At 31.3% G+C, this 12,788-nt stretch carries 16 protein-coding genes; all 16 read right to left on the minus strand.

What is annotated here, in order from left to right; translation table 11 throughout:
* Nucleotides 1–52: 52 nt before the first annotated feature.
* The 16 genes from DY168_RS08730 to fliG all read right to left on the minus strand — a co-directional run bounded on the left by DY168_RS08730 (nt 53) and on the right by fliG (nt 12,785).
* Complete coding sequence (locus tag DY168_RS08730) at nt 53–1,894, minus strand: fused FliR family export protein/FlhB family type III secretion system protein (protein ID WP_115641426.1); 1,842 nt, start codon at nt 1,892–1,894, stop codon at nt 53–55.
* Nucleotides 1,895–1,905: 11 nt separating this feature from the next.
* A complete protein-coding gene (gene fliQ, locus DY168_RS08735) occupies nt 1,906–2,175 on the minus strand; it encodes a flagellar biosynthesis protein FliQ (protein WP_115641427.1) in 270 nt (89 codons plus the stop codon).
* Nucleotides 2,176–2,185: 10 nt separating this feature from the next.
* The gene (gene fliP, locus DY168_RS08740; RefSeq protein ID WP_115641428.1) at nt 2,186–2,953 is read right to left on the minus strand and encodes a flagellar type III secretion system pore protein FliP; all 768 of its coding nucleotides are present in this window, start codon (nt 2,951–2,953) and stop codon (nt 2,186–2,188) included.
* Nucleotides 2,946–3,308 (minus strand): flagellar biosynthetic protein FliO, encoded by a 363-nt coding sequence (locus DY168_RS08745; protein ID WP_115641429.1) that lies wholly within the window; start codon nt 3,306–3,308, stop codon nt 2,946–2,948. Before DY168_RS08745 ends, fliP begins: the two co-directional genes overlap by 8 nt.
* Before the next feature lie 58 nt (nt 3,309–3,366).
* Nucleotides 3,367–3,840 (minus strand): flagellar basal body-associated FliL family protein, encoded by a 474-nt coding sequence (locus DY168_RS08750; RefSeq protein ID WP_115641430.1) that lies wholly within the window; start codon nt 3,838–3,840, stop codon nt 3,367–3,369.
* A complete protein-coding gene (locus DY168_RS08755; protein ID WP_115641431.1) occupies nt 3,840–4,571 on the minus strand; it encodes a flagellar motor protein MotB in 732 nt (243 codons plus the stop codon). Before DY168_RS08755 ends, DY168_RS08750 begins: the two co-directional genes overlap by 1 nt.
* Complete coding sequence (locus DY168_RS08760) at nt 4,564–5,376, minus strand: motility protein A (RefSeq protein ID WP_115641432.1); 813 nt, start codon at nt 5,374–5,376, stop codon at nt 4,564–4,566. The genes DY168_RS08755 and DY168_RS08760 overlap by 8 nt, the downstream gene beginning before the upstream one ends.
* A 12-nt stretch (nt 5,377–5,388) precedes the next feature.
* Nucleotides 5,389–5,580, minus strand: coding sequence for a flagellar FlbD family protein (locus DY168_RS08765; protein ID WP_115641433.1), 192 nt, complete (start codon nt 5,578–5,580; stop codon nt 5,389–5,391).
* 127 nt (nt 5,581–5,707) lie between these two features.
* The gene (locus tag DY168_RS08770; protein ID WP_115641434.1) at nt 5,708–6,778 is read right to left on the minus strand and encodes a flagellar hook-basal body complex protein; all 1,071 of its coding nucleotides are present in this window, start codon (nt 6,776–6,778) and stop codon (nt 5,708–5,710) included.
* A gap of 78 nt (nt 6,779–6,856) precedes the next feature.
* The gene (locus DY168_RS08775) at nt 6,857–7,249 is read right to left on the minus strand and encodes a TIGR02530 family flagellar biosynthesis protein (protein ID WP_115641435.1); all 393 of its coding nucleotides are present in this window, start codon (nt 7,247–7,249) and stop codon (nt 6,857–6,859) included.
* Between the two features lies 1 nt (nt 7,250).
* Entirely contained in the window at nt 7,251–7,922 is a 672-nt protein-coding gene (locus DY168_RS08780; protein ID WP_115641436.1) for a flagellar hook capping FlgD N-terminal domain-containing protein, read from the minus strand.
* Between the two features lie 23 nt (nt 7,923–7,945).
* The gene (locus DY168_RS08785) at nt 7,946–9,232 is read right to left on the minus strand and encodes a flagellar hook-length control protein FliK (RefSeq protein ID WP_115641437.1); all 1,287 of its coding nucleotides are present in this window, start codon (nt 9,230–9,232) and stop codon (nt 7,946–7,948) included.
* Nucleotides 9,233–9,237: 5 nt separating this feature from the next.
* Nucleotides 9,238–9,675, minus strand: coding sequence for a flagellar export protein FliJ (gene fliJ / locus DY168_RS08790; protein ID WP_115641438.1), 438 nt, complete (start codon nt 9,673–9,675; stop codon nt 9,238–9,240).
* Between the two features lie 43 nt (nt 9,676–9,718).
* Nucleotides 9,719–11,026: a flagellar protein export ATPase FliI gene (gene fliI / locus DY168_RS08795; protein WP_115641439.1), complete on the minus strand. Its 1,308-nt coding sequence runs from the start codon at nt 11,024–11,026 to the stop codon at nt 9,719–9,721.
* 24 nt (nt 11,027–11,050) lie between these two features.
* Nucleotides 11,051–11,785, minus strand: a complete 735-nt coding sequence (locus DY168_RS08800) for a FliH/SctL family protein (RefSeq protein ID WP_115641440.1) — start codon at nt 11,783–11,785, stop codon at nt 11,051–11,053.
* A complete protein-coding gene (fliG, locus tag DY168_RS08805; protein WP_115641441.1) occupies nt 11,769–12,785 on the minus strand; it encodes a flagellar motor switch protein FliG in 1,017 nt (338 codons plus the stop codon). The genes DY168_RS08800 and fliG overlap by 17 nt, the downstream gene beginning before the upstream one ends.
* Nucleotides 12,786–12,788 lie beyond the last annotated feature (3 nt).

The raw sequence follows: 12,788 nt of genomic DNA on the forward strand, positions 1-12,788 counted from the left end.
TATATCAAATTTAGTTATTTTCTTTTTAGCCAAAATTAATCACCCTTTAAAGCTATTTTTTTGTTTTTTTACTTAGCTTGTACACAATAATAAGTATTTCAGCTACAGCTTGATACATATCATCTGGTATTTCAGAATCTATTTCAATTTTTTCATACATTAATCTTGCAAGAGGTTTATTTTCAATTATAGGTATATTATTTTCTTTTGCTATTTCTTTTATTTTAAGAGCAATACCTTCACTTCCCTTTGCCACTACTTTTGGTGCTTCATTCTTTCCCTCTTCATATTTTAAAGCTATAGATATATGAGTAGGATTTGTTACAATTACTGTAGCATCAGGTACTGCTTGCATCATTCTTCTTGTGGCCATTTCTTTTTGTTTCTGTTTTATTTTACCTTTGACCTGAGGATCTCCTTCGTCTTGTTTATATTCTTCTTTTATTTCTTGTTTCGTCATTTTTAGATCCTTTTTATGCATATGCCTTTGATATATATAATCGGATATTGCCAATATAGTCATTATCAAAGTCACCTTTTTAAATATAATCATGATCAATTCTTTGAAAAATGGTCCCATAGAACTTATATGTAAATTCCCAATTGTTAGTATCTGTTTATAATTATCCCTCATAAACTTATACCCTATATACCCAACTATAGTAACCATGGCTAAAGACTTTAGAAGTTCAACTATAGTACGGGAAGAAAACATCTTTTTAAAACCATTTATAGGATTTATTTTTGAAAGCTTAGGTTTTATAGTATCCATGCTAAACAGAAATCCGCTTTGAATGTAGCTCCCAAGTACACCCATAATCATTATAGGTAACACTATAGGTAAATAACTTATAGCAAATCTCTTCATAGAAATTATCATTAAGCTTTTTAAATTAGTTTCATTTAAAGGCATATTAAAATTATTACCTAGGAAATATACTACATTTTCTTTTAAGATTCTAGAAGAAAAGCTACTTAAAGTTGCAATAACTAAAGTAACCGCTAAAAGTGTCATAGCGAGTCCTATTTCCTTACTCTTAGCTATTTGACCCTTTTTCCTAGCATCTGCTTTTTTACGGGATGTGGCATCTTCTGTTTTTTCTTCCGACGCGAAAATAAACATTATGGGCACAAACTTGTATATTTCCCTCATAATCTCTGGGATATGTTCCATTGCAGATACCACACCTTTTGCAAACATAGGTAGTGCTAAGGAAAATGTAAGTAATCCCACTATTATCTTTATCGGAAGTCCTAGTATCATTATATTTAATTGAGGTACTGTCCTTGCAACAAGACCCAATGTAAGATCTGTAATTATTATTATCATTATAATAGGTAAAGCTATCTTTATCCCAATCCAAAAATATTGGATAAATGAATTTATAATCTGCATTGCAGACTCTTGAGTTATAAGTGATTTTCCTAATGTTACTGCATTAAAACTTTCTAAAAAGCTCAATATCAGCATATGATGTCCATCTAATATAAAAAAGATAACCAAACTCATCCAATACATTAATCTTTCAATTAAAGTTGAGTTACTTTTAGTATTAGGATCAAACATGCTAACCATAGAAAGGCCTATTTGCACATCCATTAAATTCCCAGCCATTCTTATGAAGTAAAAGCACATGCCAGTTACTATCCCTAAAACTGCACCAGATACAGCTTCATTTATTATAGCTGATATAAGTGCATAATTATTATTTATTATAGCTACGGACTGATTGTAATCTATACCTGGCAACAAGATATATGCAAAAGTCATAGAAAAAAATACTTTCAAAGCATTAGGCGTACCACTAGGGAAAAAGATTGGTGCTATAATAAAAAAGCTTCCAAGTCTTATAAATACTAGCATTAATGCAGTAAAGTAGGCTAAGTCTAACAATGTAATTCCCCCTATTGTACTATGGTTGAAATAATTTGAAATATTCTTTCCGTAAATCCGATCATTTTATGAAGCATCCAGCTTCCTGTAAGTAATCCCACCAAAGCTATAGCTATAAGTTTTGGAACAAAAGTAAGTGTTTGTTCCTGTATTTGTGTAGTTGCTTGAAATATACTTATAATAAGCCCAACTATTATAGATATCGCTAATATAGGAGCTGCTATCATAAGTCCAGTACTTATAGCTTCTTTTAAAATTCCCATCAGCATATTTTCAGTCATTTATACCACCTCACGAAAAACTGATTATTAAGGACTTGACTATTAAATACCATCCGTCTACCATAACAAATAATAACAATTTAAAAGGCATAGATATAAGTACTGGTGGAAGCATAAACATACCCATTGACATCAATACGCTTGCCACTACCATATCTATAACAATGAATGGAATGTAAATTAAAAACCCGATTTGAAAAGCAGTTTTCAGCTCACTTATAGCGAAAGCAGGAATAACAACATACATAGGAACATCTTCCTTTGTTACCTCTTCTCCAAGCTTTGCAACCTCCATAAATAATTTTAAATCTTTTTGTCTTGTTTGCTTAAGCATAAACTCTCTTAAAGGTTTTGAGCCTTCTTCAAACGCCTTTTCTACCGTTATCTTATCTTCAAGCATAGGTTTAAATGCAACCTCATTTATCTCAGTATAAATAGGAGCCATTATAAATATAGTTAAAAATAGAGCAAGTCCAATTAAAACTTGGTTTGGTATTGACTGCTGTGCCCCTAAAGCTCCTTTTAAAAAAGAAAAGCTCACTATTATCCTAGTAAAACTAGTCATCATTATAATAAAACCCGGAAGCATTGTAAGTACTGTTAACATAATAAGGACCTTTATGCTACTTACATAATCACTAGGTGAACTTGCACCATCCACATTAAAGTTTACTTTTGGCATAGGTATCTGCGGTGTAGCATTTACAGATATTGAAAAAAGTGCAACCATTACCATAGACATAATCAATACCATAATGCATGTATTTTTTTTATTCATCCTTAAATCTTCCTTTTTTAATTAGTCTTTTAAGTTTATCTTTATAAACTTTAAATTCCTGATCCGAAAGCTTTTTATCCATTTCGTACTTTAAGCTCTCTTCCTTGCTTAGTACACTAATCTCTTTTATTTCGCTATTAGTTGAAGTCATTATGTGATATTCTTCTCCTATCTTAACTAAAATTATATTACCTTCTTTACTTACATTTATCTTTTCTAAAACCTTTATATATTTACCATTTTGAAGCGATTGAACTTTTCCGCCTCCAACCTTTAAAGATAAATAGACAAGAAATAGTATAAACGGAAGGAATATCACAATTTGAATCATCATCTTTATAAATTCATAATCCATTGGTCATCTTCCTTATTATTAATTAATTAATCAATTTCAATATAGATTAGTAATAATTTTATTGAAATATCAACTCTTTAAAGTATATATTTGTTAATTTACCATTGTTCAATAAAGGATTTATTATATCTAAAATTTCTTTTTTAAGATCTTCAGTACCCTTAATTGTAACATCTGTAGATTTTTTGTTTCTTAAAATACTGATTACACTATCTCTCATAACATCTTTTTTACTATCCAATTCTTTTTCTAGTTTTTTATTTTCTACATCATAACCTAAAGATATATTAATCTTTAAATAATGTTTACCACCCTCATCAGATAAGTTTACTAAAAAATCATCTAAAGAATAGGTTTTCTCTTCTACCTTTATTTCAGTAGCCTGAGCCGTTGAACCTTTAGTATTATCTTTTGAAAATAAAAATATACCAGCAAATATACCTCCACCTAGAAGTACTAAAACTAATAAAATTATTATAATAATCTTTAGGGTTTTACCACCCTGTTTTTCATTTTTGTCATTCTCTCTCATTATTGCTTCTTCTCCTTTTCTGTAGGAACAATTAATATATTAACTCTTCTATTTTTCGCTCTGTTATTAACATCATTTGGAACTATAGGTTGGTATTCTCCATATCCAGCTGCAGAAAACCTTGATGGCCTCTGTCCTTTTGTTTCTACAAAATATCTTACTACATTTACTGCCCTCGCAGTAGAAAGTTCCCAGTTACTTTCATATTTAAAGGTATTTATAGCCAAATTATCAGTATGTCCTTCAATCATAATATCATTAGGAAATGAATCCATAAGAGTATTTATCTTATCTAATATGATTTTACTTTCTTCTATTATATCTGCTCTAGCCGATTCAAAAAGAATGTTATCCCTAAGTTGTATTATTACTCCTCTTTCATCATCTTGTATTTCAACTATAGACGAAAGATTGTTTTCATCTATAAATTGTTTAACTTTATTATACATACCTTCTTCTCTTGGAAATGTATCATATTCATTTAAAGACTCACCAACTATAGGAACACTTCCATTATTAGTGTTGAAATCCAAAACCCCAACTGCTCCACTTCCACTTAATACACCTTGTAAAGCTGTAGATACCTGTTTTAACTTTTGCTGATCCACTGTAGAAAAAGAATATAGTAATATGAAAAATGTAAGTAATAGAGTTATAGTATCAGAATAAGTAGCAATCCATTCGTCTCCTGTTAACTCTTCAGCTGCTGGAGCATTTTTTTTTCTAGCCATTAACTACATCCTCCTGACCTATAGAACTCTCGTTATTATGTTCCTTTCTTTCTTGTGGGGATAAATATGTTACAAGCTTTTCTTCAACAGTTCTAGGATTAACACCGGATTGTATTGCAAGTATTCCCTCTAACATCATCTCTCTTACTGAAACTTCTTTCTTACTTTTTAAGCTCAAATTTGCAGACATTGGATTTAAAAACAAATTAGCCATTATGGCTCCATAATAGGTAGTAATAAGAGCCTTGGCCATACCAGATGCTATAGCATTTGAATCAGTTAGGTTTGCAAGCATTTGTATAAGTCCCATTAGTGTTCCTATCATACCAAATGCTGGTGCATATCCTCCCCAAGCCTTTAGTATATTAGCACCCGTTGTGTGTCTTCTTTCCATTTCATCTATTTCTAGTTCCATTATATCTTTTATAGTTTCTGCCTCTATTCCATCTACTACCATTTGCAGACCCTTTCTTAGAAATTCATCTTCTAATTTAGATATATCATCTTCTAATGATAATAACCCATCTTTTCTAGCTTTCTTTGATAAACTTCCGAATTGTCTTACCATTTCTAATGGTGATAAAATAGGTTCCTTAAAAGATTGTAATAAAACCTTACCCAACTTCTTAAATTCTGATATTGGATAGTTCACTAATAGGGCGCAAATGGATCCGAATACTGTAATTACAAGCGATGAGAAGTCCCAGAATATCATAAGACCAGCACCACCTAAAGCCATTCCCCATACAATCATAGCAGCCCCTATTATTATACCTATTAACGTTAGCACATCCTGTTTCTTCATTTTAGCTGCCTCCTACAAATTTAAATTAAATATCTTGTTTTTGTATTTAATAACCTTATTTATTACTTCTTCTGAAGTATCTAGTACTATGTACTTTTTTCCATTAACTAAAGTTATAAGAGTTTCAGGTACCTCTTCAATCTTCTCTATATGTTCTGAATTAAGTATAAACCCTTTTTGATTAAGCCCCATTAGTTTTACCATATTATTTCCTCCTCATAGTTAATTTTAAGCCTAAAGAATACATTTTGTGACTTCTCATGGCAAATGCCATGAGAAGTCTTATAATTTATATTACTTTATACACATTTATCTTAAATTTAAATACTCATTATCTTTTCAAGTTTATGATCTCTTGAAGTATCTCATCTCCTGTAGATATCGCTTTACTATTAGCTTGAAAACTTCTAGTAGCTATTATCATATCTGTGAATTGTTCTGCAAGATCTACATTGGACATTTCAAGCACACCCTGAAGTACATCTCCATAAGCTTCTTCATTACCTAAATTAGGTGCCCCTACTGCCCCTTTAGGCATTACCCCTGATCTAATTAAGGCCTTTCCAGAGTTTGGAGAGGTCATCAATAGGTTACCGCCTAATTTTTCAAGTCCTGCTGGATTCTTAAATGCAGCCATACCTATTTGACCTATAACAGCCTTTGCACCACCTTCTAATGTAGCTTTTATAGTACCATTTTTTTCAATAGCAAAAGATGTTATTCTCTTTTCTTCAACCCCAGCTGCAGTTACGATATTTACCGTTTCAGGTATCTTAAGGGTCCTTAAATCTCCACTAGCTTGCAACTTCTTAGAGTCTGCATCTACAAAATTCAAACTACCATCAGCCTGTATACTTTCAGCAGTTATATCATCAGGTTTAGCCTTTGCATCGCCACTACCTAAAATGGAATATCCTAATACTCTGTATCCGTCAGAATTAAGAAGATTTCCTTCATGGTCTACCATAAATGACCCATCTCTTGTATATAGTATATCTAATCCCTTAGAATCTGTTGGTAACATAAAATCCTTAGGAGCTGCAGGATCATAAATTTTTATACCGTCAGAAAAGACTGTCTCGCCTCTAGCTACTAAAAAATATCCATCTCCATCTACAGCTACATCTAGATTTCTTGCTGTAGGTAACATATTTCCTTGACTAATTACTGTATCAATCCCTGCAAGTTTAACCCCTAGACCTACTTGCTTTGGATTAACACCACCTAAGTTTCTACTTGCTCCTGATGCACTACCATTATTTTGACTTATCATATCTTGAAATCTAACCCTTTGAGTTTTAAAAGCTGTAGTTCCAGAGTTTGCTATATTATTTCCAACTACATCAAGTTTAGTCTGATTAACTCTCATACCACTTATTCCTGAATACATCGATCTTATCATTTAACATTACCCCACTCTTTTTTAGTAACCTTGTTTCTATATATCCACAAGGCAAGGCCCCCTGAAATCAGGTCCAGCCTACAGTATTACAACACTATCTATGTTGGTAAATACATTTTCTTTTGCTCTATCTTTATCTATAACTGTTATTATTGTTCTATTTTGAATACTGGCTATAAACGCCACATCTTTATAAAATATCAAAGAATTTTTAGAACCCTTTTTTTCTGCTTTGTTCATTCCTTCTTTAATAGCTTCCATATCTATATAATCTATATTTAGATCTTTTATTCTTTCAGATGCATGGTTTGAAACCTTTATATCTTTTTCTAGTTTTGATTTTAAAACTTCATTAAAACTTTTACCCTTAGTAACTTCTTTGCTATTATCTTTTGTATATGTTTCCTTACAGCTTGGGATGTGCAAATTATCTACTACATAAGGCCTTCCATTAATTATCCTATAACTCATATTACTGTGATATCTTATTTATCTTAGTATAGGAATAATCTTTTATTTCTCCGGTTTCAAACTTTACACTTACATTAACAAGTCCTTTTTCTCTAAATACTCCAGTAACTAAACCCTTTATTACTTCATCCGGCTTATCTCCTGATAGTTCCACTTGTTTTCCAATAAGAGATGACGCATACAGCAATGAAGTATTAGTGTTTATATTTTCTACATTAAGATTTGGAACATCTAATATTGAAATAACATCACCAAGGGCAAACTCTAAAACTTCTGTTTTATCATCTTTTTTAACCTCTACCCCTAACACCATTTCTCCACGTCTGTTTTCTGTAGCCCTTACTATTCCTGTATAAGGTTTCCCATTATCATCAGCATAATTAAGAGTTACACCTTTACCTATAAGGGTGCTTGAAGACATGCTTGAAACTGTATTGTTCAAATTCGTCATCTGTTCTAAGGATGCAAACTGAGCCATTTGTGCTATATAAGCTGTTGTATCCTTTGCATTAGATGGATCTTGATTTGAAAGTTCTGCAGATAAAATCTTTAAAAAGGAATTTTTATCTAACCCTCCACCATTCTTTACTACCTTTGTTCTTCTTGAAGTATAATTATCTTGAACAGACATACTCTTTGATTCATATTTAACTGGATTATTTATACCTGGCATTTTAACCCTCCTTTTATAATTCCCTAAGCTAAAATGTTAATCTTTCCATCTTCTACAATGCCTAAATTATCATCTTCTATAATTCCTTCTTCTATTGAAGCCATATTCTCAGATTTACCTCTATTTCTAGATTGTTCTTTCTGAAACTCGCTTTCAAAAAAACCTTGTGGTAAATTTGAGTAAGACATAAAGTCTTCTGTAAATATACCTACTTGAACTTGATCTACCTTTAAATTCGCATCAGAAAGTCCATTTTTTAAGTCCTTTAAATTTGAATTTAATAAACTATACGCTTCTTTATTGTTAGCCATTATCTTTGCATTCATTTTATCAGCTTCTAGTACAAGTGTTATTACTATCTGACCTAATTCTTTTGGATTAATTTTCACTATAAGTTCTTTCATATTACTACTTTCCATGAACTTTACTGATTTAATTATATCTTGAACCACGCTTACTTTATTTACCACTAAGTTTTCGCTACTTTGCACTTCTGATGTTGCATTACTATCAATAAGACTTTGATTTATCATAAAACTTTTAGTGAAATCTTTGTTAATGTCTTTTTCACCCATTATATTTTTTAATAAACTTAATTCTTTATCCTCTTCATTGTTATTTAAGTCTAAAGAACTTCTGTTTTCTGCTTCAGAATTAACTAATTTAGTCTTATCTTGATATCCTTCTTCTAAATAATTTTGTTTTAACTTACCTAATAAATCTTCAACACTCTTTCCTTTTGAATCCTCTTTTCCAATAAGCTTGTTTATAATATCCATATCTAAGTTATTAGAATTAGATTCGTTAACAAAATCAAACTCTTCAGAAGATAAATTGTTAATATTATTTAAAGAAGCCTCAATTAATTTTATATCTCCTTCTGAAAACATTTCATTATCAAAGGACAGATCATTTATTCCAAGATTATTCACTTTACTTAATGTTTCTGCTGAAAGCATCTTCATTAAATCTAAATGACTATTATCTTTCTTTAAGGAATTTAAAAGTTCCATAAGAGCTGAAGGATTATCAACTAAATCTTTAATGTATTTTTTAATATCCTCATTAGTTTCATCCTCTTCAGTATTCAATTTACATGCTTTTGAAAGTTTTATATCTTTATCTTGGAAGCTTCTCCCCACACCTTGGCTTTTATCAACTTTAACCTTATTGGTTTTATTTGAACATTTATCCGCCGTAAAATCTAAACTTTGTTCAAAAGACTTAGATTCATTCTTTTTACCCCTAATAAGATTTTTTGGGTCGTTAGAGTTTCCATAGCCATTGACTTTATTTATACCTTGGATCATATATTTCACCTCCTTTCACGATTTCTCATATATCCATATAAAGCAAACTCATCATTTTGGGTTTGCTCCATATGCTTTTCTAAGTCTAAAAATTCTACTTCTCTTTTTTGCCTTAATATTTCTACAGTTTTTCTATCTACTTGTTTTGTCTTTAGATCTCTTCTTTTATCTTCTAAAATTATTATTCTTTTATCTAACTCCAAGACCTTTTCATCTATTGAAGTATTTAATTCATTAAGATAATTCCTTTTTATCTTTTGTTCTATAACACTTCCAACATTTAATACATTATTATACTTACTGTAATTTTGTTTCATCACATTTAATAAATCTTCTGTTTTATCCTTCTGACTTTGAGCTTCACTAAAATGTTTTTTACTTTCCTCTTCTTTTTCTGTTCTTATATCTAAAAGTTTTTGAAGTCTGAAATTAAATGCGGTCACCAGTATGTTTCTCCTCTCTAATATGCAATTTTTATGTTACAGGCTAATTAAATATATTGATTAACTTTTCAACGCTAAAATCAAAGTCTGAATGTTCATCTACACCTTGCATTAAGTATGCATTTAGAACCTCATTATAATTTATAGCAGTATCAATCTTTCTATTGCTCCCTTTCACATAAGCCCCTATACTTATAAGATCCTCAGAATCTTTATAAGTAGCTAACATATCTCTTGCGAAAGAAGCTGCATCTTTATGTTCATCTTCTGCAATTTCCGGCATTAATCTACTAACACTATTTAATATATCGATAGCTGGGTAATGATTTTTATGGGCCAAAGTTCTAGATAAAACTATGTGTCCATCCAATATACCCCTAACAGCATCTGCTATAGGCTCATTAAAATCATCCCCATCAACTAAAACCGTATAAAATGCTGTTATTGATCCTTTATCAGACATTCCTGATCTCTCCATAAGTCGCGGTAACATAGCAAATACAGAAGGAGTATATCCTTTTGTTGCTGGAGGTTCTCCAATAGCAAGTCCTACTTCTCTTTGTGCCATAGCAAATCTAGTTACAGAATCCATCATTAAGATAACCTTTTTACCTTTATCTCTAAAATACTCTGCTATGGCTGTAGCTGTAAAAGCTCCCTTAATTCTTACAAGAGCAGGTTTATCAGATGTAACACATACTATTATTGACTTCTTTAGCCCCTCTTCACCTAAATCTTTTTCTATAAAATCTAAAACTTCTCTACCTCTTTCTCCGATAAGTGCAATAACATTTACATCTGCTTTTGCATATTTTGATATCATACCAAGTGTAGTGCTTTTCCCTACCCCAGAACCTGCAAATATACCTATCCTTTGTCCCTCACCACATGTTAAGAATCCATCTATAGCTCTTATACCTGTAGGCAGAACACTTTTTATTCGTCTTCTTTTTAAAGGATCTGGTGGTTCTCTATCCAAGGCATATAATTCACCCTTTTGAATTTTCTCCCCTTCTAAGGGTCTTCCAAGACCATCTAATACTTTCCCAAATAAATCATCACTACACTCTACACTTAAGGGTTTGCCTTCTGGAACTACTTTACATCCAGGAGAAATGCCTATAAGTTCCCCTAAAGGCATGAGAATAACATCATCATCTTTGAATCCAACGGTTTCACAAATGATAGGCATATTTTTTTCATTATATATGGTACACAGTTCTCCAACAAAAGCCTTTATACCCTCTACTTCTACAGTTAACCCTATAACCTTTTTAACTTTTCCTTCTATATAATGTGTGTTGCATTGTTTAACTCTTTTTATTATCTCATTAAAATCTATCTGAAGCATATTATCTCCCTTATCTTATAGTAATTAATAAAGCTCCTTTTTAATATTTTCAAGACCTGTATCTATCCCTACTGTAATAGTTCCATTATCCTTTTCTATAACTGCATTTCCATCTCCAAGTGAGTTATCTTTTATAACAAATATATCTCCCTGCAATGCGAATTCATTTTTCCATTTTAGAACAACTTCTTTTATATGTTCTGAATGACACTCTCCACATCTTATTATAAATACCTTATTGTTTCTATGTTCTTTCAATGCCTCCAATATTGTACTATCTATACCGTCTTCTTTAGATACTTCTTTTTTTAATATGCTTTTAGCTATCTCATAAGATAAATTTATAATTTCATCTTTTTTTAACTGAAGATAATTTTCAAAATCTTCTCTAGCATTTTTAAGAATATAGTTGGCTTTAGACCTACTCTCGTCTAATAAGGATTCAGCTTCTTTCAAAGCCTTTTCCATATGCACTTCATAAGAATCACTATATCCTTTTTCATAGCCGTTTTTGTACCCATCTTCATAAGCATCTTTTTTTATAACAACAGCATCCTCATTAGCTATTTTTAGTATCATATCCTTTTGTTTCTGCGAATTATCTATAATAGACTTCCCTATATTCTCATAGCTATCTAGGACTCTATCTTCTTTTTCAATAGACAAAAAGCTTTCTTCACTTTTTTTATAGTAGCAAGTATCTATTAGTCTTTCGCCTTCTATTTCTAAACTTTTAATAACATTATAATACGATGGCATCTTCCCCACCTCTTGCTATAACTATTTCTCCTGATTCATCTAGTCTTCTTATTATTGCAACAATCTTTTGTTGAGACTTCTCAACATCCATAATTCTTACCGGTCCTAAGAACTCCATATCCTCTTTAAGAGAAGCTGATGCTCTTTTAGACTGATTTTCAAATATACAATTTGCTACTTCCTCAGAACATCCTTTAAGTGCTAAAGATAACTCTTTTACGTCTATTTCTCTTAAGACTCTTTGTATAGCTAAATTTCCTAGTGATATAATATCCTCAAATACAAACATAGAATCTTTAACCTTTTCTGCAAGTTCTGGATCTTCTCGTTCTAAATCTTCTGTAATATTTTTCTCTGTAGTCCTATCTACTCGATTTAAGATATCTACAAGTGTTGGAACTCCACCTATTATTGTTACATCGCTTCTTACTACAGAAGATAATTTACTATCTAACACCTTTTCTATTTCCCTTATAACCATTGGCGATGTGTTACTCATTGTAGCTATTCTGTACGCTACCACTGCTTGTACATCTTCTGGTAGTGACGATAAAAGTTGTCCTGCCTTATCAGGTTGAAGATAGCAAAGTATTAATGCTATAGTTTGTGGATGCTCATTTGATATTACATTCATAAGTTGATTAGCATCTGCCTTTCTAGCAATTGAAAAAGGTCTATATTGTTGTGTATCCTCTGTTACTTTATCTAGTATTTCTTTAGTTCTTTGAGGTCCAAATGCTCTGCCCAAAAGATTCTTAGCATATTCTAATCCACCCTCTACTAAATAATCCCTTGCCCTATTCATCTCTATAAACTCCTGAAGTATCCCCTGTCTTTGAGACTGCTTTAACGTAGTTATATTAGCTATCTCATAAGTTATTTTTCTTATCTCTTCTTCTGGCAATCTCTTTATTATACCAGCAGACGCTTCCGGTCCTAAAGTAATGAAAAGTATAGCTGCCTTTTGTACACCTGAAAGTTTATCATTATCTTTTGGCACTTA

Source organism: Clostridium putrefaciens (assembly GCF_900461105.1).
GTDB lineage: Bacteria > Bacillota > Clostridia > Clostridiales > Clostridiaceae > Clostridium_L > Clostridium_L putrefaciens.

Coding starts and splice junctions, on each gene's coding strand:
- DY168_RS08770 (WP_115641434.1), bottom strand. CDS start 6,778: ATGATAAGATCGATGTATTCAGGAATAAGTGGTATGAGAGTTAATCAG.
- DY168_RS08760 (WP_115641432.1), bottom strand. CDS start 5,376: ATGAAGAAACAGGATGTGCTAACGTTAATAGGTATAATAATAGGGGCT.
- DY168_RS08745 (WP_115641429.1), bottom strand. CDS start 3,308: ATGGATTATGAATTTATAAAGATGATGATTCAAATTGTGATATTCCTT.
- DY168_RS08785 (WP_115641437.1), bottom strand. CDS start 9,232: ATGATCCAAGGTATAAATAAAGTCAATGGCTATGGAAACTCTAACGAC.
- fliQ (WP_115641427.1), bottom strand. CDS start 2,175: ATGACTGAAAATATGCTGATGGGAATTTTAAAAGAAGCTATAAGTACT.
- DY168_RS08780 (WP_115641436.1), bottom strand. CDS start 7,922: ATGCCAGGTATAAATAATCCAGTTAAATATGAATCAAAGAGTATGTCT.
- DY168_RS08765 (WP_115641433.1), bottom strand. CDS start 5,580: ATGGTAAAACTAATGGGGCTTAATCAAAAAGGGTTTATACTTAATTCA.
- DY168_RS08800 (WP_115641440.1), bottom strand. CDS start 11,785: ATGCCATCGTATTATAATGTTATTAAAAGTTTAGAAATAGAAGGCGAA.
- fliP (WP_115641428.1), bottom strand. CDS start 2,953: ATGAATAAAAAAAATACATGCATTATGGTATTGATTATGTCTATGGTA.
- DY168_RS08755 (WP_115641431.1), bottom strand. CDS start 4,571: ATGGCTAGAAAAAAAAATGCTCCAGCAGCTGAAGAGTTAACAGGAGAC.
- DY168_RS08750 (WP_115641430.1), bottom strand. CDS start 3,840: ATGAGAGAGAATGACAAAAATGAAAAACAGGGTGGTAAAACCCTAAAG.
- DY168_RS08775 (WP_115641435.1), bottom strand. CDS start 7,249: ATGAGTTATAGGATAATTAATGGAAGGCCTTATGTAGTAGATAATTTG.
- fliI (WP_115641439.1), bottom strand. CDS start 11,026: ATGCTTCAGATAGATTTTAATGAGATAATAAAAAGAGTTAAACAATGC.